The sequence below is a fragment of the Epilithonimonas sp. genome, from assembly GCF_036780765.1.
Lineage (GTDB): Bacteria > Bacteroidota > Bacteroidia > Flavobacteriales > Weeksellaceae > Epilithonimonas.
In genome coordinates this window covers 1-25,469 of sequence record NZ_DAIQCG010000005.1, presented here as the reverse complement: position 1 = coordinate 25,469, position 25,469 = coordinate 1, and the positions used below count along the sequence as shown (strand labels likewise).

Below are 25,469 nucleotides of genomic sequence, written 5' to 3'. Positions count from 1 at the left end.
ATAAATTATCCTTGACCTCAAAACGTAAATATGGAGACACAAAAATTTCATTACGACAACAATATCGTCAGAGCATTTCTCTATGCCACCGTAACATTTGGAATTATTGGTTTTATCTTAGGACTTACTGCGGCTTTGATGTTGTTTTACCCAGAATTGCCAGAGTTTTTCTTTGGAACAGATGACACAACTATCCAAAGTTTACGAAGCGGTAATATCCAGGGTTTAATCAATACTCAAGGTGCGATGGGGTTTGGAAGAATCCGAATGTTGCATACCAGTGCGGTCATTTTTGCTTTCGTTTGTAATTCTTTTTTCTGCGGTGCTTATTATAGTATGCAGAGATTACTGAAAACCAGAATGTACAGCGATACACTTTCCTGGATTCATTTCTGGACTTGGCAATTGATGATTATTGCTGTTGTTATTACCTTTTTAATGGGAATTAATACCTCGAAAGAATACGCAGAACACGAGTGGCCAATTGATATTTTGATTACAATCTCCTGGGTTATTTTCGGAATCAATATGTTTGGAACGATTCTGAAAAGAAGAGTAAGACATCTTTACGTTGCGATTTGGTTTTATATTGGAACTTGGATTGCGGTTGCGATGCTTCATATTTTCAATAATTTGGAGGTTCCGTTATCTTTCACAAGTTGGAAATCTTATTCAGCTTATTCAGGTGTTAAAGATGCTTTAGTCCAATGGTGGTATGGTCATAATGCAGTCGCATTTGTATTGACAACTCCAGTTTTAGGTTTGATGTACTATTTCTTGCCAAAAGCAGCTAATCGTCCTGTGTTTTCTTATAAATTATCAATTATACATTTTTGGTCTTTGATATTCGTTTATCTGTGGGCAGGACCTCATCATCTTCAATATACTTCTTTACCCGCTTGGGCACAGGCTGTAGGAACTGGATTCTCTATTATGCTGATTGCTCCATCTTGGGGCGGAATGTTGAATGGATTATTAACCTTGCGAGGTGCGTGGGATAAAGTCCGAGAAGAACCAATCCTGAAATTCTTCGTAGTTGCAGTAACATGTTACGGAATGGCAACATTCGAAGGTCCATTATTAGCGACAAAATCCTTAAATAAAATCGGGCATTACACAGATTGGGTTATTGGTCATGTACATTTGGGTGCATTAGGTTGGAATGGATTTATGGCCTTCGGAGTTATTTATTATTTAGTTCCGATTATGTGGCGAAATGAATTATGGTCTAAAAAACTCGCCAACTGGCACTTCTGGTTAGGAACTTTGGGAATCATTTTCTACGCTTTGCCAATGTACGTTGCAGGTTTTACACAAGGTTTGATGTGGAAACAATTCAATCCAGATGGAACATTGGTTTACAAAAACTGGTTGGACACAGTTACCGCTATTCTACCCTATTTTAAAATGAGATTTTTAGGCGGAATATTATATCTCGCTGGTGCAATTTTAATGGTAATCAATGTTTACAAAACCGCCAAAAAAGGTTCATTCTTAAAAAATGTTCCTGCTGAAGCTCCAGCTCTTGCTAATGTCAGTCAAGGCAGAAAACAGGGCGAAGGTTTCCATCTTTGGCTGGAAAGAACACCACATCTTTTATCCATCTTAGCATTCGTTGCCATTGCTATTGGAGGAATTGTCGAAATTATTCCAACACTCACAATGAGCAGTAATGTTCCGCAAATATCAGCGGTAAAACCATATTCGCCGCTTGAGTTGGAAGGTCGAGACTTATATATCCGAGAAGGCTGTAATTCCTGCCACTCTCAAATGATAAGACCTTTCCGTGATGAAGTAATGAGGTTCGATGGAAAAAATGGACAATATTCTAAAGCTGGCGAATTTGTTTATGACAGACCGTTTTTGTGGGGTTCCAAGAGAACTGGACCAGACCTTCACAGAGAAGGACAAAGAAATCCTGATTCCTGGCACTTCAAACATATGTACAATCCGAGAATTACTTCAGCAGGTTCTATTATGCCACGTTTCCCTTGGTTAATTACCAACAAATTAGACCGTTCTCAGATGGTCAATAAATTAACATTAATGAAAAACAGTTTTGATGTTCCTTATACAAAAGCTGAAATCGATTCTGCCAATCAATGGGCAGATAATCAATCTAAAGCAATCGTGAAGAGAATTTTCTCAGAAGCTGCAGATTTGAAAACTCAAATGGAAGCGGAAAGAAAATCAAAAGGAAATGATTTTGTTCCATTCGAGCAAAGAGAAATTATCGCAATGATTGCTTATCTGCAAAGATTGGGTACGGATATCAAAACCACAGAAATCAAAACGGCAAGTGTAGAATAATAACCGTGAAAACTTAAATCAAATGAAAACAAGAACTCCCGTTTCAATTGGCATTATAGCCACTTTAGGTGTAACTTTTATCATCTTCGAACTGTCCGATAATTCCGGTTACTTATCTTCTCCTTTCTTTTGGGGATTGCTGGTGGTCATTATTTTTCTTTTTTTGATAATGAATTCCATTGGAGATTTGGTTGAAGATGCCCGTTTCAAAACTTTATCAGACGAAGGAAAAGAGGAATATCTGAAAGAAAAAGCTATTCCTTATTTTCAAAAACTTTGGAATTCCGCTTTCAAAAAACAATCTGCGAGTGAAGAGAAGACATTGCTCATCGACCACGGTTTCGATGGTATTACAGAACTTGATAATGCCCTGCCAAAATGGTGGATTGGGTTATTTTACGGAACCATTATTTATTGTGTGGTTTATTTGATTGCTTTCAAATTTACAGATTATGCCCATCCTGATGTAGAATATGAAATTGAAGCCAAAACCCAACTCGCATCCATCCAAGAATACGAGAAAACCGCTCCTGCAATTGATATTGAAACAGCAGTTTATAGCGCAGACAATATTGCTGAAGGCGAACAGATTTTCAACACCAACTGTATGTCTTGTCATTCAGATTCTGGAAAAGGTGGAATTGGCCCGAATCTTACCGACAAAAATTGGATTAACATCAAACAAAAAAGCCTTTTTAAAAATGTATTTTGGATGTTGGAAAATGGTTCTCCTAACAATCCAACGATGCGACCTTTCATTAAAGATGGGGTTATCACAGGCAGAGATGCTGAGAAAGTGGCAGCTTACATCTATCACATCAATCGTGAAAAAGCGCCAATTACTGAAGCTCAAGGCGGCGCTGCTCCACAAGGCGAAGAAGCGCATTGGGAAGAATAAAAACTCACATCAATCCTTATTTTTTTAGAAGCGATGACTTAAAAAAGATTAACCGAACTTATAATCATTCAAAATTTTTCTAATAATTGTAATTTTATATTTTTGTAGAATTAGTTATGAAAAAAATTATTCTGATAGAAGACGAATCCAGCGTTGTTTCCTTTATCAAAAAAGGATTGCAGGAATTGGATTATGAGATTACTGTAGCTTTGGACGGCGCAACAGGGATTAAATTGGTCGATGACAATGATTTCGATTTAATTATTCTTGATATAATGTTGCCTGACATCAATGGTCTAGAAGTTTGTAAAGAAATCAGGAAGCAAAATAAAACCGTACCTATTCTATTTTTAACCGCTTTAGATTCTTCCGAGAATATAGTCCTCGGGCTAGAAAGTGGTGGCGACGATTATCTTGTGAAGCCTTTCAAATTCATAGAATTGGTGGCAAGAATCAAATCTCTTCTTAGAAGAAGCGGACATCATAACGGATCTGAATCCAACGAAATTGATGATGAAAACACTTATCAATTCTCTGATTTAACAGTTAATGATTATACCAAAAAAGTAACCCGCGCAGGAACAGAAATTTCACTTACCTCAACAGAATACAAGCTTCTACTCTATTTTCTGAATAATCCTGAAAAAGTGATTTCCAGAGCCGAAATATTGGAAGCAGTTTGGGGCGTGAACTACGAATTAGGAACCAATGTTGTGGATGTTTACGTTAATTATCTAAGAAAAAAACTAGACACTCAGGATGATGATAAACTGATTCACACTGTAATAGGAATGGGTTACGTTCTAAAAAAATCATAAATAGTGCTGAAAGGAAATCCTACCAATCAAACAAAAACAATGCTTCTTTTGATGCTGGTTTTTACAGTTGTCATTCTACTGTTCAGTGGATTGGTATATTTTTCTATTGTTAATTTTTCACATCAGCGTTTTTACGAATTACTGAAAATCCGAGCAACGACAATTGTCCAAATCGAGAAAAGTAAAGAACATCTTGATATTCCAGAAAATCATATTCTGAATAGCTTGAATGACGAAGAACTTCCGATGGAAAAAGATTATGTTTTCGAAGTTCCGAAGGATTCTAATTACAGTCATATTTCTAATCAAATTCATATTCCAGATAGTTTTTTCAAAAGCATTGTAAAAAAAGGAGAATCCAATTATAATGACAAAGAATTCTATTATATAGGACAATCTTTTACTTCCAATAATAAAACATACATTGCAATAGCTTCGGCACAAAATCATTATGTAGTTCATTATTTGGGCTATCTGAAGAGAACTTTGATGACCTGTATGATCTTGGCTTTGTTCTTTTCGATGATTTTTTCTTTTTATTTATCGAAGACGCTGTTCCGTCCGATTCTTAAAATCACAGGAAAAGTAAAAGAAATCAGTTCAGAGAATCTGCATCTTAGGTTGGAATCTCAGCCGGGAAATAAAGAATTGAATGAACTGGTCGATACTTTCAACGATATGTTGAACAGGATTGAAACATCTTTTGAAACCCAAAATCACTTGATCGGAAATGTTTCGCACGAACTGAGAACACCTTTGACTTCAATTATGGGCGAAGCTGATGTGGCGTTATCTATCCCAAGATCAAAAGAACATTATCAGGAAACGCTTCAGATAATTCTGAATGAAGCTGAAAAATTAGATAAAAAAATCAAAGCTTTGCTAATGATTGCCCAAACTGGATTTGATGGGAAAATTCAGAAAATGGATAAAGTGAGAATGGATCAGTTGCTTTGGGATGTTATCGAAACAGCTACGAGAATCAATGCTAAAAATAATGTTTTTATGGATATCAGTATGTTACCGGATAATCCTAAAAAACTGAAAGTTCAAGGTAACGAACAGCTCCTGCACCTTGCAATGGCAAACATCATCAACAATGGTTGCAAATATTCTAACTTCCAACAAGTTAAAGTTTCTCTTGGTGCGACCGATGATCATGTTTATATTATTATTAAAGACAGTGGAATCGGGATTCCTGATTCTGAAATGGATAAAATCTACGATCCGTTTTTCCGTGCGTCAAATACGAAAAACTACGAAGGTTATGGAATTGGTTTACCTTTGGCGAGAAACATTATCAGAATCCATAATGGCGAATTAATCGTGAATTCTAAAGAAAATATTGGAACAACGGTCCAGATTCGTTTTCCTATTTATGTTCCGACTGAATAAAAACGTTGAATCTCTCGCAGCCCGACTTGAGCGGAAATCCTTTTTACGCAACGTAGTGGAGTGAAAAGATTGGGAGTGGAAGGCGGATTAAGCTGCCCAAATCATTATTAAATCACTCAAAATTCGTTATTTGAAATTTTGATTTTATTCTAAAATTAATTTTCTTAACTGAAATTCTAATCTCATTTTAATCTCTTTAATTACATTTTAATTTCGTTCCAAAAGCATTCTAATTTGGTCATAATAGTTTTGTATCATCAAAAAGTAACAAAACCAATTAAATCAAAATATTATGATCAAAACCATTTTAATTGCTACAGATTTTTCTTTAGAATCTCTGGATATTCTAAAAAAAGTTTTAAAAAACAAAAATGATCAAAATGATGAAAATCAATACAACATCCTTTTCGTAACTGGTTACGATATGGGAGATTCTATCAGAGATCTTTTGTTCACTTCTAAGAGTACCATCTTCAGAAAAATAAGACCGCAGGAGTTTTGCGATGCCTATAGCATTATCAATAACAAGTATCCGAATCTGATCAACAAAATCACTTGTGACATTTTCACTGGAAGTTTCCAAAGAACTTTTAACAATTATGTGGAAGCTACAAAGATTGCAGAAGCTTACTACTCCTCTTCAAAAAGTAATAATATAGGCAAAGGTCAGTTTGATATCACGCCGTATGTCAAAAAATGTAAGCATTTGGAAGCTGTGGAAATCATTACCCAAGCTCCGGAATTTGTTCATGAAAAAGGCAGACTTGCCGAAGTTTTCTCTTAGAATCTGATTCTCGGGAAATTTTATTATTCAATCATTAAATTAAATCACAATGTTAAGAAATTATAGTAACAGCAGAACGTTGGGAGACAACATTAGACTGGGGACGCTGACTGCATTCACTGCAGGGACTATAAATATAGCATCTCTATTGATATTCTTATCTTTTACATCCAACGTAACAGGACATTATGCGATTTTCGCAGCAGAAATAAGCCAAGGAAACTGGGCACAAGTTGCTGTAGTCGCTGGATGGATTTTCTTGTTCTTCTTTGGAGGATTTGTAGCGAATCTAAGTGTTATCAACTTCAACAAAAAAAGTAAATATTTTGCCCACGCTTTTCCAATTATTCTAGAAATACTCTGTCTTTTGACAGTGGGAATCTATGGACAATTTTACTACGAAAAAACATTAGGGGAAACCGAAGCTTTGGTAGCATTAATGTTATTCGCAACTGGTTTACAAAACGGTTTAACGGCGAGTATCTCAAACTTCTCTGTAAAAACAACGCACCTTACGGGAACCACTACAGATTTGGGAATTTTGGCATCGATGTTTACTAAGAAAAAATTCAGAAAAAACCCCGAATTAATTGCCAGAGCAAAACTATTGACAAGTATTATGGCCACTTACGTTTTAGGAGCAATCTTCTCTGGATTAACCTATTACAGTTTGGAATTCCGTGTGTTTTATGTCATCAGTGTATGTCTTTTGGTTGTCATTGGTTATGACTTTTATAAAATTAATATCAGACATTTCCAGACAGAATATCGATATTATAAAATCTATCACAAACCAACCTTCATCGCATTTTTGTACTACAAAATCCATAATAAAGACGAGAAAAGAACTGTAAGTAGACCTAATACTAATACAAAATTGGCCTTTAGCGACAAGTAATTATTCCTCTAAAAACACTTCACCATAAATCAATTTTTTGTAATAGTTCTTTATTAAAAAACCGCTTTAGAAATTCTAAAGCGGTTTTGATTTTATAATATTGAATTTTCAATTATTGTTCAACCCAAGTATGGTTTTCTCCAGCTAATTCGCCAAGATATTTTTCTGCATCCATTGCCGCCATACAACCACTTCCTGCAGCTGTAATAGCTTGTCTGTAATGGTGGTCCTGAACATCTCCTGCTGCGAAAACTCCAGGAAGATTGGTTCTTGAGGACTTACCTTCCGTGATGATATATTCGTTCTCGTCTAGGTCGATTTGTCCTTTGAAGATTTCCGTGTTTGGTTTGTGACCAATCGCAATGAAAATCCCGTGAACATCTATTGTAGAAACCTCGTCTGTCAAATTGTTAACAACTTTAGCCCTTTCTACTAAGGAGTTTTCTCCTTCGATTCCTATTAACTCGTGATTGTATTTCACTTCGATATTGGATGTACTCAAAACTCTGTCAACCATTACTTTTGAAGCACGGAAATGGTCTTTTCTTACCAACAACGTCACTTTGTTACAAATCTTAGAAAGATAAGTTGCTTCTTCTGCCGCTGTATCTCCTGCTCCAACTACAATTACATCTTTCCCTCTGTAGAAAAATCCGTCACAAGTTGCACACGCAGAAACTCCTCCGCCAGCGTATTTTTTCTCATCCGCTAATCCCAGATATTTTGCAGTCGCACCTGTAGAGATAATGACACTTTTTGCCAAAACATCGCGAGAACCTGTGCTCAGTTTATGAATCCCACCTCTTTCTTTAGCAAATTCCACTTTGGAAATCATTTCGTAATGAACTTTAGTCTCGAAACGTTCCGCTTGTTTCTGAAGGTGAAGCATCATTTCTGGTCCGGTAATTCCATCTGGATAGCCAGGGAAATTCTCTACTTCCGTTGTTGTTGTTAATTGTCCTCCAGGTTCCAATCCTGTGAAAAGTTCAGGTTTAAGACTTGCTCTTGCTGCGTAAATTGCCGCTGTAAAACCAGCTGGTCCAGAACCTACAATGACACAGTCTAAGATATTGTTCTCCATTTCTATTATTAAATTATTTTATTTTTAAGGAATAAATTCCATTTCCTTTCGAAATTGGAATTTTCAAATATAATTCTTTGTTTGAAAAATCGAGTACAAATTTCGGGAATTAATTATTCAGAACCTATCTAAACTGTCAATGTTGAATATATGATTGATGAATTATATTTGATCAATTACTGGTATGATAATCTAAGTTATAATGAAAGGGAATTTTTAAACGGACACTTTCAGTTCATCAATTTTTATGATTTTGTAAACCAGTTCTTTGTAGATTTCTTCATCTTCCATTTGTCTTACGCCAAGACCTTTGGATTTCAAATCCATCTCACGAAGAACAGAAATAACTCTGGTTGCGTGTTTCAATGGATAAAATCTTGCTGCTTCCGAATAATCTTTAATTGCATACGGACTCACACCCATTGTAGAAGCAATTGTTTGAGGCGATTGTCCGCTCAAAGTATGATAAATAATGATATTAGAAAAGAAATTATAAAGTGCACCAAAAGCCATTTGCACAGGATTCGATTTTTTGTTCTTTCCCATATAATAAGCAATACTGAAGGCTTTTGTTTGGTCTTTTCTCGCTAATGCTTTTTGTAATTCGAAGATGTTGAAATCTTTACTTATTCCGATATGTTCCTCAATAATTTTTCCGTCCAGAACAGCACCGTCTTTTAGAACGATTTTCAGTTTGTTAAGTTCATTCGCAATTCTGGAAAGGTCGTTTCCAAGATATTCTGCTAAAAGGTGGCTAATGTTGGGTGCGGATTTAATTCCCATCACAGTCATTTCCCCTTGAATCCAAGTCGGAAGCTGATAATCTTTCATCTTTTCACTCGTGAAAAGCATTCCTGATTTAGCCAAAGTTTTCGCTACTTTTTTTCTGGCATCTAACTTTTTGTGTTTGTGAGCAATTACCAGAATTGTAGAGGGAACAGGATTTTCTAAATAAGCTTCCAAAGCTTTGGATTCTTCGTCATTTAGTTTCATATCCTGCGCTTCTTTCACAATGATGAGCTGTTTATCTCCCATCATCGGATATTGTCTCGCCAAAGAAAGCACTTCCAGATAATTAGTATCTCGACCATATGCAACCGTTTGGTTGAAGGCTTTCTCATCTTCTTCCAAAACATCCTGCTCAAAATGCTTGACAGCCAAATCGATATAAAAAGCCTCGTCGCCCTGAAAAAAATAAACCGGTAAGAGTTCTTTATTTTTAATATTTTTGAGGATAATATCTATTTCTTTCATCTTAAAGTATGCAGGTTCCGAAGCTAAATTTTGATAACACGTTCGATTTTCAAATCAAACAAGACAAAGATACATTTTTTATCTATGATTTGGTTCGGAAAAGCTGGCTTGTACTCACACCAGAAGAATGGGTGAGACAGCATTGGTTGCATTATTTTCGGTTTGTAAAGAATAAAAATTTATCCTCATTAATCCTGGAACAAAAACTGGAACTGAACGGAACAACGAAACGAATTGACCTTCTAGTTACAGAAAAAACGAAACCAAAAATCCTCATCGAATGTAAAGCTCCGAATGTTCCTTTGAAGCGAATTCACTTTGAGCAAATTGCGCGCTACAACAGTTTGCTTGGAGCAGAACAAATCATCATCAGCAATGGTTTGCATCATATTTTCGCAGAACATACAGAGAACGGTTACAAGTTTCGGAAAGAGATGGAATAATCTAAAGAATAATGGTTTATAATTTTGGAATAAGTATTAATTATAACTAATTTGCATTTAATTCTTAATTCAAAAATGAATGACTGAAAAAACTACTAGACCATCTAAACTGAAAAAAACATTGATGATTATCGGTGGCATTATTCTTTTGCTTCTGTTGATTATTCCTTTTGCACTGGACTTTTATCTGAAAAGAAAATTACCAGACCTCATCAATGACAAAACAGCTTACAACTTGAAATTAGATGATTTTAATCTGAGTTTATTTTCAGGGAATTTGACTGCTAACAATATTTTCATCAATAATAAAAATACTAAAGATTCTACGGTTACGCAAATCAATGGAACTGTGAAGGAATTGAAAATTGAGAATTTTAATATTTGGAAAGCTGTTTTCAGTAAAACTTATAAAGCCAAAGATGTGCTTTTATCTGACCCAAATATCGCCGTTGTTTTCGCTCCAATAAAGGATAAAAAAAATGAGAAAAATAAAAAACCAGATATTGCTTTGGAAAATATTATTGTTTCAAATGGCAATGTAAAAATCCAGAATAAGAATAGAAAAACCTTATTCAACGGACAAAATGTGAATATCAAACTCATAGATATCCAACAAAGTGAAGATGATTCTAAAATCCCGATTGCTTTTAAAGAATTCAAAATTGATGCACAAAATGTAATCATCACAGCTAACGATTTTTATCAAATCAATGCTACAAAAATCTCGGCAAAAAATAAAACGCTGGAAATTTTGGGATTTCATCTTAATCCCATTCAGGATGCGAAAAATTATAACGCCAAGAATATTTTTGATTTTGCTTCCGAAAAACTTTCAGCTAAGAATTTTGTCATCAACCAAGATTCTTTGATAGTGGATGAAATCGATTTTGTAAAGCCTGATTTAAAAGTAACTTCTACAGGGAAAAAATCTGTGAAGACGAATAACAAAAAAGAAATCGATTTGAAAATTGGTTTGAAAAATATCAATTTCAGTCAGGGGAAAATATTGGTTTTACAATCTAATTTGCAGAAAACGGCTTCTATTGATAACTTCAATTTTAAACTCAGTGATATTGTTTTTGATAAAAAAACGGTGAAAGAAAAAATCCCTTTCAGATTCACGAATCATAATATTGAGGCTGAAAATATTTATCTCAAAGCAGACCAATTCCAAGCTTTAAAAATTGAAAAAATCAAATCCGAAAATCAAGACATTACGGTTGACAAATTTCAGTTGATTCCAATTGGGAAAAGCAGTCACAAAGATATTCTTGATATCAAAACTGATAAAATTTTAATCACAAAGAATCAATCCAAATATATCGGTCAAAAACTGAATCTCAATTTTGCAGGAATTGACGTTGTAAATCCGAAAATCACAATCCATTCTTCGAAACATAAATCAATCAAGAAAAAGAAAGGAAAAACAACGCCGGATTTCCAGGCTTTGATTGGGAAATTCAATATCATTAATGGACAATTCAAACAATATTCTGATGGGATAGAAAAATTGTCTGTGGCGAAATTTGATGTGAATTTGAATCAAATAAAATCAGACAAAAATATTTTCAAACAAGATATTCCGTTCGAAATCAAAAGCCGATTGATTACAGCAAAAAATATCAACTTAAATGCTGGCAAACATTATCGTTTGAAATTGGCTTCACTTAAAAATCAGGGCAAACAAACCGATTTACAGAATTTTGAATTTCTTCCAAAATATTCCAGAAAAGCCTTCAGCAAAGTGATTGCGAAAGAAGAAGATCTTTACACCATCCGGACAAAACATATTGCGATTACGGACAAAGATTCTAAAATTGGGAAAAATACAGTCATCAATCTGGAAAAAATCATCATCAATAATCTGGATTGCAATATCTACCACGACCTTGCTCCGCCTGATGATAATGCTGTGAGATATCTGTTCAGCAAGAAACTGAGAGATGTAAAATTTCCACTTTTTGTGAATCAAATTCAGATTCGGAATTCGGATTTGACTTATGAAGAAGATGCTGAAAATGCGAATAAACCAGGAAAATTGACTTTTGATGACTTCAATGCGACTATCAAAAATGTGAATAATACGAAAATCAAAGGTTTGCCAACGCTAATCACGGTTGATTCTGATTTCAAATTTTATGGAACTGCGCCAACGACTGTGAATTGGAAATTTGATGTGAATGATTTGGATGATAAATTCACGATTGTTGGAAATATTCAAAAACTCTCTGCAGATAATGCAAATCTTTTTGTACGACCTTATTTGAATGTGACTTTGGACGGAAAAATCGATTACGTGAAATTTGATTATTATGGTTCTAACGCTGGAATTGCGGGAAAATTTTATTTCAAATACAAAGATATGTACGTGAATTTCCTCAACAAAAAGAACGGAAAAGAGCGCAAAATCCTAACCACTGTTGCGAATTGGTTTGTACGAAACGAATCGACCGGTGAACCAGAACATGTGACCATCGAGAAGAAACGTGACCCGGAAAGAAGCTTTTTCAATATGCTTTGGCAAGGGTTTATGGAAGGTTTGAAGAAGTATGTGATTTAGTTTTTTTAACCACAAAGCCACAAAAGAGTTACACAAGAGTCACAAAAACTGAACAAAAATTTTGTGTTCTTGTGTAAAAACCTTGAGTTCTTTTGTGTTAAAAAATTTAAAGATTAAAATCTTTTTTCGGATTAAATAGGAAAATCAAAAAGAAAAAGAATATCGAAACTGCCAAGAAATATTGGTAATAATGAACCGCAGACTGGGAACTAATCGTGGTAGAAGTGGAACTCGTGGACTTGTGAAGTTCATTTAGCAAATTGCTTATCGTATTATCCAGATTGTTTCCGTCCAGATAATTGCCGCCAGTTGAAGAAGCAATATTTTTGAGTGCTTTGGTTTGTAATTTCGACACGACAGTTTCGCCGTAAATATCAGCTTTATAACCCATCAATTGTCCAAAATAATACTCTGGAATAGGCGCACCTTCCTCTGTTCCTACACCAATCGTAGTCACTCTTATACCTTCTTTTTTTGCTAAATCAATTGTTTCATCTTCGTGACCTTCGTTATCCTCGCCATCACTGATTAACACAATATTTCGGGAACCTTTTGTGATATTTTTGAATTTCTGAGCAGCAATCTGAATGGGTTTCAGAAAGTCGGTTCCTTGGTTTTGAACGACACTGGTTTCAATTCCCAAAAGATAATTTTCAGCCGCCGAATAATCGCTGGACAAAGGCATCACAGAATAAGAATCTCCTGCGAAAACAATAATTCCTACTCTATCATTAGTTAGTTTTTGAAGTGAATTGATGATGATATTCTTCGCTTCTTCCAATCGGCTTGGCTGAACGTCTTGAGCATTCATAGAATTGGAGACATCCAAAACGAAAATCGTACTGCTTACATTTTGTTTCACACTGATTTCTTCTTTCCCAGCCAAAAGGTCGATAATCGAAAATATCAGAAATAAAAAACCAAGCAAATACAAAAGTGGAAATAATTTGGCAAACCAAGACGTTTTTTCAAATAAAACATTCTGAAATCTACTTTCCGCAAAAAGGTCACGCTTTTGGTTTTTCCAACGCACATAATGGATGATGAAGTAACCAATGACAGGCAACAAAAAGAGTAAAAAAAGATACCAGTAATTTCCTAAATACCAATTCATCTGCTTAATTCAAAATTTTAAAAATTACCCATCTAAACAATGCATCCAACAACAAAAATCCTAATGCTATCCAAAGAAATATCCTGAAATATTCTTCGTAATTATATAGCTTGGAAGTTTTGACTTCGGATTTTTCTAATTGGTTGATTTCATCATAAACCGTTTGCAAACTGCTGTTAGAAGTTGCTCGGAAATATTTTCCACCAGTCAGCTGCGCGATATCCATTAGCGTATTTTCATCAATCTGAGTTTTAGTTTCCGTGAAAACCAACTCTCCAAAAATATTGGTCGCTGTTGGCATTGCTGCATATCCATTACTCCCGATTCCCACAGTGTAAACTTTGATGCTATTATTTTTCGCCAATTCTGCAGCGATTTGTGGGGGCATTGCATTGATAACGGTATTCACACCATCTGTCATCAAAATGATGATTTTGCTTTTCGCCTTGCTTTTTTTCAAGTGGTTGACAGCTACGGAAAGTCCTTCTCCAATTGCCGTTCCCGGTTGTAATTCCAGAGGATTGAGTTGATTCAATTCATCAATCACGACTTGATGATCGGTTGTCAAAGGAACTTTGGTATAAGCTTCTCCCGAATAAGCCACCAAACCAATCCTGTCATTTTCTCTTTTCTTAACGAAATCGATGGCGATTTTCTTCAAAGCTTCGAGTCTGTCTGGGTCCAAATCTTTGGACAACATACTGAGCGAAACATCTACAGAAAGCATTATATCAATTCCCTTAGTCTCGTCTCTATCCTGAGAAATTGTGTAAGTTCTAGGTCTTGCCAAAGCAACAATTAACGCTGTGAGAATGAAATATTTTGAGACTTTCAGAAACTTCATCACTAACGAAATATTTCCGCTTGGTCGCATATTAGTCACAGAAGGCACAGCAATCCCTCTACTTTTTTTCTTGCCCGAATCCAATATTAATAAAGGAATGAACAAAATAAAAAGCAGTAAAAACCACGGACTGTAAAACTCGAAATTCACGGATTGATTATAAATGATGATTGATAAATGATTTTATTTAAGCTTTCTAATTTTGGATTTGTCTGATTCTGAAAGTTCTTCAACAGAAACATTCCGAAGATTCTCGGCTTCTACATCTTTTGTAGAACGTTTTACAAAATCTCTGATTTCTGTGAAGTCTTTTGACATTATCTCTTTTGTAGGAATCGTTTTCGCAAACTTCACCAAATCACTTCGCAAGAAAATATCTTCCACGATTTTTTCATTTTCCTGAGAAATGGCGTTCGTATTTTTCATATAATCTACCAAATCATCTGTCAGCAAAACATCTGCAGGTATCTGATATTGTTTAGTGATAAAACCTCTTGTAATCTCAATTAATTCTACATAGAAAGCTCGGAAATTTTCGTTCTCAATATAGTTTTTCTTTCTCAGTTTTTCTAAATCTTTCAGAGTCTGATTCGTCGTTACTGCTGGACTATGTTTGCGTTTCCTTCCCCATTTTACGATGCCGATGATTAAAACAATAATTGCAATCACAATCAAAACAAGAAGAACGTAAAATTTGTACAAATCCCAATAATCCTGGACATTCAGTTCCACTTCTTTGTTCTTCATAATGTCATTAATCTGGTCACCTTTTTTGGCTGTATTAATGACTTCTACTTCATAAGGAATGGTTTTGAGAATTTCATCACCAACTTTGATTGCAATTTCTGGAATGGTAAATTTTCCTTCCTGAAAAACCGCAAACTTCACCGAACGCAGATAAATATCTTTCTGAACCGCAATACTGTCATTCACCATCTCAAAATGAAAAGGCAACAACTCATTTCTTGGCGCAATCTGAACATTCTTCCCATCCAAATCCAAAATCTGGATTTTAAAAACCGCCACTTCGCCCAAAGCCAAAGTGGTTTTATCAAGACTAGAAGTTAAAGTCTGACCAAATCCAAAAGTCGAAATGAAAAATAGAAGTAAAAGATAAACTTTATACAAAACAGAACATTTGTCATTCCGTAGGAATCTAAGCGTCGAGATTCTTTCAGAATGACAAAGATTGCGTTGATTAAACATTATTAATTTCATTAATTATTTAAAATTCTCGCTGATTGAATTGATTTAGCTGATTAATCTATTTCCTAAAATATTGATACAAAAACTTGCTATAATCATCAGAAGTTTTGATATCTAAAAAATGAGCAGAAGAATTTTCGAATTCGTCTTTTACCTGTCGCATTTTTTGTTTTTGTTGTTCTGCAAAATCGTAACGCCATCTTGAACTGGACGTATTTGCCCAGATTTGTTTTCCTGTTTCTGCATCACGGAAAAGCGCATAACCAATATCCGGAATTTCCATATCTTTTTCATCAAAAACCCGAAGTCCTAAAACCTGATGCTTTCTTGCAGTGACATTCAGGATTTTTTGGTCAAACTCGTCCTCGAAATCAGAAAAAACAAAAACAAGAGATTTTCTTTTGAAAACACTCATCATATAGTTGAAAGCGACATCCAAATTAGATTTTGAAGGCACATAATCTGCGGACAAAATTTTGCTGATAATCGACAAAACGTGTTTTCTGCCTTTTTGTGGCGGAACAACTTTCAGAACTTTGTCTGCGTACAAAATTAATCCGACTTTATCATTATTTCCAGCTGCCGAAAATCCTAGAGACGCGCAAATTTCTGCAACATATTCTCTTTTCAACTGGGTTTTGGTTCCGTAATCCATCGATGCGGAAACGTCCACAACCAAAATCATTGTCAGCTCCCGTTCTTCCTCCATTACTTTTACGAATGGTTCGCGGAAACGCGCTGTTTTGTTCCAATCAATTCTTCTTGTATCGTCTCCGAATTGGTATTGGCGAACTTCCGAAAATGTCATTCCCTGACCTTTGAAAGCGCTGTGATATTGTCCCATAAGCGATGCTTCCGTTTTCTTACGAGTCCGGATTTCTATCTGCTTTACTTTCTTGACAATGTCTTTTATTTGCAATTTAAATTGATATTTTAAGTTGGAAAGCTTTGGCGGTCATCGGTTGATAGTTTTCAGACATCTCATCTATAAAAAGAATTCGACGAGTGACCACTATCAACAGATTAACCAGATTTAATTAATTTATTAAAACATCTTCATTATTCACTACAACGAGTTTGTATTCTGATGATTCATTATAATTTTCAGGAGCCATAAATATTTCTTTGCCTAATAGTTTTGAAATAGTCATCATATATTCAACAATAGAATTATGTTGTTCTAAATCACCAACATCGTTTGGCCAAATATCATTTTCAATTTCTGTATCTGAGAAAAAATAACATTTGAAAACTACTTTGTTAATCAAAAACTCAGCATTTAAAACAGAATCAAGAGTATTTTCCCAATATTCGACTACTTTCTGAAAATCTATTTTGTTATTACTAATTTCTTTTCCTTCTTCATTATAATAGGTAAATTTAACTTCATAATTTTCATTAATATAATTTATCCATTTTTCCCAATCAGCTTGGGTTGAATCCAAAACATAAATATCTCGAAATGAACCATCGGAATAATATACATTTTGTTTGATATTCTCCCAAGTCATATTCTAAGGAGCTTGTATTTTCCCTAAAATTTTATTGACAATATCATCTTGAGAAATTTCCTCTGCCTCAGCTTCAAAGCTTAATCCGATTCTGTGTCTCAAAACATCTTTTGCAATTTCTTTCACATCTTCCGGAATCACAAATGCTCTTCCTTTGATGAAAGCATACGCTCTGGACGCAATTGCCAAGTTGATACTTGCTCTAGGCGACGCTCCAAAACTGATATAATTTTTAATTTCAGACAATCCGTATTTTTCAGGATAACGGGTTGCAAAAACCATATCCAGAATATATTTCTCGATTTTCTCGTCCAGATAAATTTGATTGATAAGTTTCTTAGCCTCAACAATTTGATTCAAATCCACTACTTTTCTGATTTGCGGAATATCCTGCGTCGAAATCATTCGCATTACTTTTCTTTCATCTTCAAACTCAGGATAATCGATTTTACACTTCAACATAAAACGGTCAGTTTGCGCTTCCGGCAAAAGATAAGTTCCTTCTTGATCGATTGGGTTTTGAGTTGCTAAAACTAAGAAAGGTTTTGGCAAAGCCATCGTCTCGTCTCCTATTGTCACTTGTTTTTCCTGCATTACTTCAAGCAAAGCAGACTGAACTTTCGCAGGTGCGCGGTTAATTTCATCCGCCAAAACGAAATTGGCGAAAACAGGTCCTTTTTTTATAGAAAAATCGTTGTCTTTTACGTTATAAATCATCGTTCCTACAACATCTGCAGGCAACAAATCTGGCGTAAACTGAATCCTGGAAAACTCACCATCAACAGCTTCGGATAAAGTTTTGATTGCCAAAGTTTTAGCTAAGCCTGGAACACCTTCAAGAAGAACGTGACCATTGCCCAAAAGTCCTATCAAAAGACGGTCAATCATATATTCCTGACCGATAATAGCGCGGTTAATTTCTTGTTTTAAAATAGAAAAAAAGTAATTCTGTTCTTTTACTTTTTCGGTAAGTTGTCTGATATCTTCTGCTTGATTCAATTCTGACATAGTAAATCTTAAAAATATAATTGGTAAATTTCATATAAAAACCTGCAACAGCAAACACAATAAAAGCTAATCTTGCGTTAAATATTTGTTAAAACAGAGATTGATATAAAAAATCCATAAAAACACGTTAATAATATAGTGTTACACACATTTTTCTTACATTTATCAATTAATATCAAAATTTAAAATGAATTATCATTTTGCCAATCATAGACAAGTCAGAAAAAACTTGTTAGACATTTTACAAAGTACGTCCGAAAAAGACTTGCTTGCGATTCCAGACGGATTCAACAATAATATTTATTGGAACATTGCCCATTGTGTTGCTCAACAGCAATTGCTTTGTTATTATCTGAGCGGAAACCAATTCCGAATCGACAAATATTGGGTGGAAACTTACAAAAAAGGAACATTCGCTAATGTGGATGTGAAATCTTCTGAAATGGAAGATTTGGCTTATCTCTTAATTGAGACTTCCAAGATTCTGATGAAAGATTTTGATAATGATTTCTTTTCGGATTACACGCCATATTCTACAAGTTTCGGAATTGATTTGAAGAATATTGAAGATGCCATCATCTTTAATAATATGCACGAAAGTATCCATTACGGCTATATTCTGGCGCAGAAACGAGCTTTGATTGGGGAAGGATTGAGTTTGTAAATTACAAATGATTTCAATGAATCTGCGATATATTTTTCCGATTTTAATTTTAATAATTCTATCTTTTTCAAAGTCTGAAAATGAGCGGTTCAAATATTATCAACCAATCAGCAAAACTCAGGAAATTGAAGTTCTATATTTGACTTGGAGCGACACAAATTTGCCCAACTTCATTAAAGTTTCTGATTATAATAAATATGTGGACAAAGCAGATTTATTCGATCATTGTTTCTACATCGATTCCAAAGATCCAGAAAAAAGGAAATTCAAAATTCCAGTTACGACGGATAAATTGATTAAGAAAATCCCATTAAAGCTGAAAGGAAAATTCTACAAAACTAAACAGTTTGACGACAACTTTCCTACGCAACTTTTCGAAGATTTGAGAAAAACCGGTGATTTGAAATTCAAAACTGAAAATGATGAGTTTTTGGTTTTTGTGTTGGATTAATTAATGAAACCACAAAAGTTATTTTATCTTTTTTTAGAGTGGTTAAAATTCCATCAAAATTATTCCCCCAACCCTAAAGGGAGTAATTTTGATGGAATTTTTAAAGCCTTTTTCACCCTTTAGGGTTGGGTAAAAGAAAAACGTTTTGAAAATTTTATTTTTATTTCTCCCCCATAAATGATTTCCTTTTGTAACTTTTGTGGTTTCATAAAGAACTTTACAATTTCCTTAAGACAAAACTAATCTCAAAAACCTTACTTTTGTAAATTCAAAATCTCATTAATGAATCAAGAGAAAAAAGATGATTTCATCTTCGGATTAAGACCCGTATTAGAAGCCTTGGAAGCTGGAAAAACCATTGACAAAATTTTTGTTCAAAATGCTCTGCAAGGCGAAATCTACATAGAACTAAAACAACTTCTTGCAAAACACAATCTGCGTCCCAACTACGTTCCGGTAGAAAAACTCAACCGTTTTACGAGAAAAAACCACCAAGGTGTGGTTGCCTTCATTTCCGACGTTCCTTTTTATAAAATCGAGGATGTTTTGCCTCAACTTTTCGAAGAAGGAAAAACGCCATTTATCTTAATTCTTGACAGATTGACCGATGTCAGAAACTTCGGAGCGATTTGCAGAACGGCAGAATGTGTTGGCGTTGATGCGATTCTGATTCCGGAAAAAGGCGGTGCACCAATCAACTCGGATGCGATTAAAACTTCGGCTGGAGCGATTTATAACATCAAAATCTGTAAAGAAAAAAACCTTGCACATTCGGTAGATTTTCTTCAGCAAAGTGGTGTAAAAGTTTTCTCTGCGACAGAAAAGGCGCAGAAATTGATATACGATGCGGACTTCACAGAACCTTGCGCAATCGTGATGGGAAATGAGGAAACTGGGATTTCGAAAGAAGTACTTCATCACTCGGATGAAAAAATAAAACTTCCCATTGAAGGTAAAACCCAATCCCTAAACGTCTCTGTAGCGTGTGGCGCGATTCTTTATGAAGCCGTGAGACAGAAAAGAATTGTTGGTTGATAGTTTTTAGTTGATAGAAATCAGCTCATCAATTATCATTCATCAAATATCATTTATAATTAACATCATATATGAAAAAAATAACAGCGCTTGCGCTAATTGCAATAACCTTAGTCGCTTGTAAAAAGGAAACCAAAACCGTTACAAGAGTTGACCCAAAAACAGGAAAAACAGAAACTGTAACCGTAGAAATCTCGGACGAAGAAGCTTCGAAACCGAAAGCAATTGCGGACAGCAGTGGCATTTTCAAACAAAAATTCATTCTCGAAAAAGGAACAACCTATCCTTTAGTTTCCTATCAGAGAGAGATCCAATCTTTGACAACGCCAGACGGAAAAACAATGTCCGGAACCAACGAAACAACAGACGAAATGTCTGTAACAGTCAATGATTTCAAAGACAACATCTACGATATGACTTTGAATATGACTGGCAAAAGAATGTCCAGCACATCCAACGGAAAAACTTTGACTATCGATACCAAGCAACCTGCACCGAAAGATGAAAATCTAAAAATGGAATATCTCGTGAGCAAAGGTTTGGCAGGCAACAAACTGAATGTCAAAATGGATGCTTCTGGCGACATTAAATCAGTCACTGGTTTTGATGCTGTTTATGCCAATTTGAAGAAAGCAATTGCCGGAACTGTGAAAGACAAAAAACAGCAAGATGGTTTTATAGAAAGCTTCAAAGCTGGTTTCAATGAGGAAATGATGAAAGAACAATTAGGCAAAAACCTAAAACTTCTTCCACTAAAAGGAACTAAAATCGGAGAAAAATGGACAACTTCAGAAGATATTGACCCAAGCGGAAAATTAAAACAAAACCTGACTTTCACTTTGACAAAAGTTGAAAATGGAAAAGCCGAGATCTCTGTAACCGGTACAATTCCATCGAAATCTGATAAGCAATCGCAAAATGGAATGACGCATTCTATAAGTATGGGCGGATCTCAAAGTGGAAAAATCATCATCGATGAAAATACAGGTTGGCTTCTGAATCAGAATCTTTCCATCAAAACCAATCAGAAAGAAACGATTTCCGATGGCAAGCAAACGCAGAGTATGACTAAGAATTCTACCACTTCTATCATCATCAATCCATCGTATAAATAAGAACCGGAAATGAAATATATTTTAGAACTCATCATTGCAACCATCGTTATATTCTTTGTTTGGAATATTTTGAAACGATTGTTTTTCAATGCGTTTTATAAAAACTTCCCAGCATTAAATCCGAAAAACCAACAACAGAATCAACAAACCAATTCTAAAAAAGTGCCTGATCCAAAAGTAAAATGGGATGCAGAAACGGTAGATTTTGAGGAAGTGAAGGAAGAGAAAAAACATTAGTTTAAATCTTAACTAAAATAAACACAAAACCTTTCAGATTATGAAGTCTGAAAGGTTTTTTAATATTAAATTTGGAATTTAAAATTTAAAAGACATTTTATATGTTCAAAAACAAGAAAAATATCTTATTCGTTATTGCCAGTTTGGTAATTTTCATTTTGCTAGCAGTTTTGTATGCCAATCCAATTATCTCTGGAAAGCGATTGATGCAACACGACATCGTTTTCTACAAAGGTGGTGCAGAAGAACTTTTGCAATACAGAGCAAACAACGAAAACGAAACATATTGGAGCGACGCAATGTTTGGCGGAATGCCAACTTACCAGACTGGCGCACAGTTCCGTGGCGATGTCATCAAAAAAATTGACGATTTGTTTTTGTTCCTTCCAAAACCTGCGAATTATCTATTCTTATTATTTGCCGGATTTTTCTTTTTGGGAATGGTCGCTGTCAGAAATTGGAAATATGCTTTGCTGGGGGCGACATTCTTCGGATTATCGACTTATTTTTATATCATTATTTCGGCAGGACACAATGGAAAAGTTCATACGATTGCTTATTTTGCACCATTGGTAGCGGGAATTATTTTAGTTTATTTTAGGAAAAAATACATTCTCGGATTTATAACCACTGCTCTATTCGCAGGTTTGCAGATTTGCGCCAATCATCCGCAGATGACTTATTATTTGTTCCTTGGATTAGGATTTTTATTCTTGTCTGAATTGATAAGAGCTATCAAAGGAAAAATCGAATGGAAACATTTCTTGATTTCCACTGCAATCGTTGGATTTGCAGTAATCATTGGGGTTGGAATGAATTCCCAAAGATTAATGGCAAATGCCGAATATGTGAAAGAAACCGTTCGTGGAAAGCAAATCCTTAATACCAAATCTCACACAGCTGGAAAATCTGGAATGGACAAACAAAGCATCACAATGTGGAGCTACGGAAAACTAGAAACGCTTAACTTATTCATTCCGAGATTAATGGGAGGCGGAAGCCAGGAACCAGGTTCTGAAAAAATGATGGAACACGTACAACAATTGGCTCAAGACAACATCAGATCTCAACAAGAATACGAAATGATGATGAAAGGTTTTGGAAGCCTGACCTATTGGGGCGACCAACCAAACACGTCTGGACCAGCTTATCAAGGTGCTGTTGTTTGTTTCTTGGCAGTTTTAGGATTTTTCTTTGCCAGAAAAAAATACAGATATTGGATTTTAGGCGCTTCGATTTTGACGATTTTCTTAGCTTGGGGAAGCAATTTCGCAATTCTAACAGATTTCTTTATCGATTATGTTCCGTTGTACAATAAATTCCGTGCGCCATCTTCTATTTTGGTAGTTGTGGAATTTTTGTTCCCATTGATTGCCATTCTAGGATTGTACAGATTTTTTACTGATGATAGCTTGACAGAAGAGTACAAAAAGAAAATCTTGCTTTACGTTTCTGGAACAGTTCTAGGAATCACGTTGATTTTGTTGGTTTTCGGAAAAGGGATTTTAGGTTTCTACACAGCAAACGAAAAAACTTATCTTCCGCCATTTTTGCTGGATTATTTGGTTGATGAAAGAGCTTCGATGTTCCAAACCGATGCGTTCAAGGCGATTGTTTATGTTTTGATTACAGCAGGTGCTTTATTTTTAGGACTAAAGAAAAAACTGAATGTCAATATCGTTTTATTGATTATAGGATTTGTGAGCTTATTCGACCTTTGGACGGTTAACAGAAGATATTTGAATGATGATAATTTCGTAGATAAAACTTTTGCTGACTCGCCATTCCAGACAGAAAATTCGGAATATCTGATGAGCAAAGCTGGAAATGATTCTTTTGTTCAAAGTCTTTTGCAACAGACAGAAGTAAATAAAGCACTTCAAACAATTGCCGAAAAAGATAAAGACCATTACAGGATTTTCAATAATGTTTTAGGAACTTTCAGCGAGACAAATACATCTTTCTTCAAATCTTCAATCGGTGGTTATCACGCGGTTAAATTGAGACGTTACGATGATCTCATCAACAAATATTTCTCGACAACTGATCAAGTAAAAACGGTGAACATTCTGAATATGCTGAACACCAAATATTTCTTAGTTGGCGACCAGCAAAAACCGGAAATCACACCAAATCCTGAAGCTAATGGCAACGCTTGGTTTGTTTCTGATATCAAATTCGTGGACAATCCAAACGAGGAACTGAACGAAACCGGAAATGTTGACACCAAGAAAATCGCTGTGATTTCTAAAGATGACAAAGCTTATTTCAATGGAAAAAATCTGGCAAAAGATTCCACAGCTTATTTGGATTTGAAAACTTATCAAGCTAATGAATTATCATTTGAATCATCTTCTAAAACACCTCAGTTAGCAGTATTTTCAGAAATCTATTACCCTCACGGCTGGAATGTTTATTTGGATGGAAACAAGGTAGATTACATCAAAGCAAATTATCTTTTGAGAGCGCTTTACGTACCAGCAGGAAAACATAAAATCGAAATGAAATTTGAACCAGCTGTTATCGAAAAAGGGAAATTATTCTCTTTGATAAGTTTCGGATTGTTTGTTTTGTTGAGTTTAATTGGAGCTTATTTTCTGTTTAAGGATTCTAGAAAGTCTGAGGTTGCGGAAGCTTAATCTAATTATTTCAAAAAAATATCAAATATGAAAAATTTAGTAAGCATTTTATTTTTAACTTTCTTTCCATTATGCTTAATTGATTGTCAGAAAAACAATAAAATTAAAAATCTCGAGATAACAGACTCAAAGCAAATTAAAAATGATATTGTAACAGAAATTCCAAAAGATTTTTATTTTGTTTATGAAGATTATATTAATACATATAACTTAAAAACTAAAACGTTCTCTCGCAAATATTCAAATAAAACCGAAAATATTAAATGCGAAATTTCGAATGAGGCAATCATCAAAATATACAATATCATTTTGAGAAACAATTATTATAATCTTCCAGAATCGATTGAATGTAATCATATTTATGTACAACCAATAGGTTTAATTAAAATAAGTATTCCTAAAAATAATAAGGAAAAATCAACTACATTTATGATTGATATTAAAGGAAATAATTGTCAAGAAGTTCAATCAATTCTACAAATACAAGAAATTCTCCAAAAAGATATTTATAAAAGATATTCTAAGATTAAAAACTTAAAAAACTCTGATATATATTTAGAATAAAATATTGACAAAACAAAAAAGCAACTCAAACCGAGTTGCTTTTGTTTTTTGCTTAGATTTGAAATTAGCTAAAGCTTTAAAACCAAATGAAAGAAATCTTAAAAACCGAAAGACTTTTATTAAGAGAATTAAATCCCGACGATGCAGAAAATTTCTACAAACTAAACCTGAATCCAAATGTGATAAAATATACAGGAAATTCCGCTTTTAAGGATATTGACGAAGCCAAAGAATTTCTTGAAAATTATCAGGATTATAAAATTAATGGTTTCGGAAGATGGGCTGTGATTGAAAAATCAAATAACGAATTTCTTGGTTGGTGTGGTTTGAAATATGATAAAATTCTGGATGAAACCGACATTGGTTTCAGATTTTTCGAGGAACATTGGAACAAAGGTTTCGCCACAGAAAGTGCAAAAGCTTGTATTGATTTTGGATTTGAAAATTTAAACTTAAAATCAATTGTTGGCAGAGCAATGAAAGAGAATATTGCATCAATCAAAGTTCTTGAAAAAATCGGGTTGAAATTTGAGAGAGAATTTGATTTTGATAAAAATAACAAAGGCGTGATTTATAAAATCGAGAAATAAAAAAGCAACCCAAAACTGAGTTGCTTTAATTTTTTGCGTGAGCTTAGGAT

Annotated in this window: 24 protein-coding genes; 16 read left to right on the top strand and 8 right to left on the bottom strand. The window is 34.6% G+C overall.

What is annotated here, in order from left to right; all coding sequences use genetic code 11:
• Nucleotides 1-30: 30 nt before the first annotated feature.
• The 6 genes from ccoN (at nucleotide 31) to V7P73_RS09795 (ending at nucleotide 7,103) form a co-directional block, all read left to right on the top strand.
• Entirely contained in the window at nucleotides 31-2,310 is a 2,280-nt protein-coding gene (ccoN, locus tag V7P73_RS09820) for a cytochrome-c oxidase, cbb3-type subunit I (protein WP_333853130.1), read from the top strand.
• Between the two features lie 22 nt (nucleotides 2,311-2,332).
• On the top strand, nucleotides 2,333-3,208 hold the full coding sequence (locus V7P73_RS09815) for a cbb3-type cytochrome c oxidase N-terminal domain-containing protein (protein WP_333853129.1): 876 nt from the start codon (nucleotides 2,333-2,335) through the stop codon (nucleotides 3,206-3,208).
• Between the two features lie 116 nt (nucleotides 3,209-3,324).
• Nucleotides 3,325-4,026 (top strand): response regulator transcription factor, encoded by a 702-nt coding sequence (locus V7P73_RS09810; protein ID WP_333853127.1) that lies wholly within the window; start codon nucleotides 3,325-3,327, stop codon nucleotides 4,024-4,026.
• A gap of 3 nt (nucleotides 4,027-4,029) precedes the next feature.
• Nucleotides 4,030-5,421, top strand: a complete 1,392-nt coding sequence (locus V7P73_RS09805) for a sensor histidine kinase (RefSeq protein WP_333853126.1) — start codon at nucleotides 4,030-4,032, stop codon at nucleotides 5,419-5,421.
• A 292-nt stretch (nucleotides 5,422-5,713) separates the two neighbouring features.
• The gene (locus V7P73_RS09800; RefSeq protein ID WP_333853124.1) at nucleotides 5,714-6,205 is read left to right on the top strand and encodes a hypothetical protein; all 492 of its coding nucleotides are present in this window, start codon (nucleotides 5,714-5,716) and stop codon (nucleotides 6,203-6,205) included.
• Between the two features lie 49 nt (nucleotides 6,206-6,254).
• Entirely contained in the window at nucleotides 6,255-7,103 is an 849-nt protein-coding gene (locus tag V7P73_RS09795; RefSeq protein ID WP_333853122.1) for a YoaK family protein, read from the top strand.
• A 112-nt stretch (nucleotides 7,104-7,215) separates the two neighbouring features.
• Here V7P73_RS09795 and trxB read toward each other — a convergent pair whose 3' ends face one another.
• Together trxB and holA are read right to left on the bottom strand one after the other, a co-directional pair.
• Complete coding sequence (gene trxB / locus V7P73_RS09790) at nucleotides 7,216-8,184, bottom strand: thioredoxin-disulfide reductase (RefSeq protein ID WP_333853120.1); 969 nt, start codon at nucleotides 8,182-8,184, stop codon at nucleotides 7,216-7,218.
• A 216-nt stretch (nucleotides 8,185-8,400) separates the two neighbouring features.
• Nucleotides 8,401-9,438, bottom strand: coding sequence for a DNA polymerase III subunit delta (gene holA, locus V7P73_RS09785; protein ID WP_333853119.1), 1,038 nt, complete (start codon nucleotides 9,436-9,438; stop codon nucleotides 8,401-8,403).
• 8 nt (nucleotides 9,439-9,446) lie between these two features.
• Between holA and V7P73_RS09780 the strand changes: the two genes are divergently transcribed.
• Both V7P73_RS09780 and V7P73_RS09775 read left to right on the top strand, forming a co-directional pair.
• Nucleotides 9,447-9,881 (top strand): type I restriction enzyme HsdR N-terminal domain-containing protein, encoded by a 435-nt coding sequence (locus V7P73_RS09780; protein ID WP_333853117.1) that lies wholly within the window; start codon nucleotides 9,447-9,449, stop codon nucleotides 9,879-9,881.
• Between the two features lie 79 nt (nucleotides 9,882-9,960).
• Nucleotides 9,961-12,441: a hypothetical protein gene (locus V7P73_RS09775; protein ID WP_333853115.1), complete on the top strand. Its 2,481-nt coding sequence runs from the start codon at nucleotides 9,961-9,963 to the stop codon at nucleotides 12,439-12,441.
• 106 nt (nucleotides 12,442-12,547) lie between these two features.
• Here V7P73_RS09775 and V7P73_RS09770 read toward each other — a convergent pair whose 3' ends face one another.
• The 6 genes from V7P73_RS09770 to V7P73_RS09745 form a co-directional block, all read right to left on the bottom strand.
• The gene (locus tag V7P73_RS09770; RefSeq protein ID WP_333853113.1) at nucleotides 12,548-13,555 is read right to left on the bottom strand and encodes a VWA domain-containing protein; all 1,008 of its coding nucleotides are present in this window, start codon (nucleotides 13,553-13,555) and stop codon (nucleotides 12,548-12,550) included.
• 4 nt (nucleotides 13,556-13,559) lie between these two features.
• Nucleotides 13,560-14,549, bottom strand: coding sequence for a VWA domain-containing protein (locus V7P73_RS09765; RefSeq protein WP_333853111.1), 990 nt, complete (start codon nucleotides 14,547-14,549; stop codon nucleotides 13,560-13,562).
• Between the two features lie 33 nt (nucleotides 14,550-14,582).
• Nucleotides 14,583-15,527: a BatD family protein gene (locus tag V7P73_RS09760; RefSeq protein ID WP_442896969.1), complete on the bottom strand. Its 945-nt coding sequence runs from the start codon at nucleotides 15,525-15,527 to the stop codon at nucleotides 14,583-14,585.
• A gap of 136 nt (nucleotides 15,528-15,663) precedes the next feature.
• Nucleotides 15,664-16,524 carry a DUF58 domain-containing protein gene (locus V7P73_RS09755; protein ID WP_333853107.1) on the bottom strand — a complete coding sequence of 287 codons (861 nt, stop codon included), beginning with the start codon at nucleotides 16,522-16,524 and terminating at the stop codon, nucleotides 15,664-15,666.
• Between the two features lie 118 nt (nucleotides 16,525-16,642).
• Nucleotides 16,643-17,116, bottom strand: coding sequence for a hypothetical protein (locus V7P73_RS09750; protein WP_333853105.1), 474 nt, complete (start codon nucleotides 17,114-17,116; stop codon nucleotides 16,643-16,645).
• Nucleotides 17,117-17,119: 3 nt separating this feature from the next.
• Entirely contained in the window at nucleotides 17,120-18,124 is a 1,005-nt protein-coding gene (locus V7P73_RS09745; RefSeq protein ID WP_333853103.1) for an AAA family ATPase, read from the bottom strand.
• 187 nt (nucleotides 18,125-18,311) lie between these two features.
• Between V7P73_RS09745 and V7P73_RS09740 the strand changes: the two genes are divergently transcribed.
• From V7P73_RS09740 to V7P73_RS09705, 8 genes are all read left to right on the top strand, one after another.
• Nucleotides 18,312-18,788: a DinB family protein gene (locus tag V7P73_RS09740; protein ID WP_333853101.1), complete on the top strand. Its 477-nt coding sequence runs from the start codon at nucleotides 18,312-18,314 to the stop codon at nucleotides 18,786-18,788.
• A gap of 7 nt (nucleotides 18,789-18,795) precedes the next feature.
• Complete coding sequence (locus V7P73_RS09735; RefSeq protein WP_333853099.1) at nucleotides 18,796-19,239, top strand: hypothetical protein; 444 nt, start codon at nucleotides 18,796-18,798, stop codon at nucleotides 19,237-19,239.
• 282 nt (nucleotides 19,240-19,521) lie between these two features.
• Nucleotides 19,522-20,274 carry a 23S rRNA (guanosine(2251)-2'-O)-methyltransferase RlmB gene (gene rlmB / locus V7P73_RS09730; RefSeq protein ID WP_333853097.1) on the top strand — a complete coding sequence of 251 codons (753 nt, stop codon included), beginning with the start codon at nucleotides 19,522-19,524 and terminating at the stop codon, nucleotides 20,272-20,274.
• 71 nt (nucleotides 20,275-20,345) lie between these two features.
• Nucleotides 20,346-21,389: a DUF6263 family protein gene (locus V7P73_RS09725; protein ID WP_333853095.1), complete on the top strand. Its 1,044-nt coding sequence runs from the start codon at nucleotides 20,346-20,348 to the stop codon at nucleotides 21,387-21,389.
• A 9-nt stretch (nucleotides 21,390-21,398) separates the two neighbouring features.
• On the top strand, nucleotides 21,399-21,626 hold the full coding sequence (locus V7P73_RS09720) for a hypothetical protein (protein ID WP_333853093.1): 228 nt from the start codon (nucleotides 21,399-21,401) through the stop codon (nucleotides 21,624-21,626).
• A gap of 101 nt (nucleotides 21,627-21,727) precedes the next feature.
• The gene (locus V7P73_RS09715; RefSeq protein WP_333853091.1) at nucleotides 21,728-24,265 is read left to right on the top strand and encodes a YfhO family protein; all 2,538 of its coding nucleotides are present in this window, start codon (nucleotides 21,728-21,730) and stop codon (nucleotides 24,263-24,265) included.
• 27 nt (nucleotides 24,266-24,292) lie between these two features.
• A complete protein-coding gene (locus V7P73_RS09710) occupies nucleotides 24,293-24,829 on the top strand; it encodes a hypothetical protein (RefSeq protein ID WP_333853089.1) in 537 nt (178 codons plus the stop codon).
• An 86-nt stretch (nucleotides 24,830-24,915) separates the two neighbouring features.
• A complete protein-coding gene (locus V7P73_RS09705; RefSeq protein WP_333853087.1) occupies nucleotides 24,916-25,419 on the top strand; it encodes a GNAT family N-acetyltransferase in 504 nt (167 codons plus the stop codon).
• Nucleotides 25,420-25,469 lie beyond the last annotated feature (50 nt).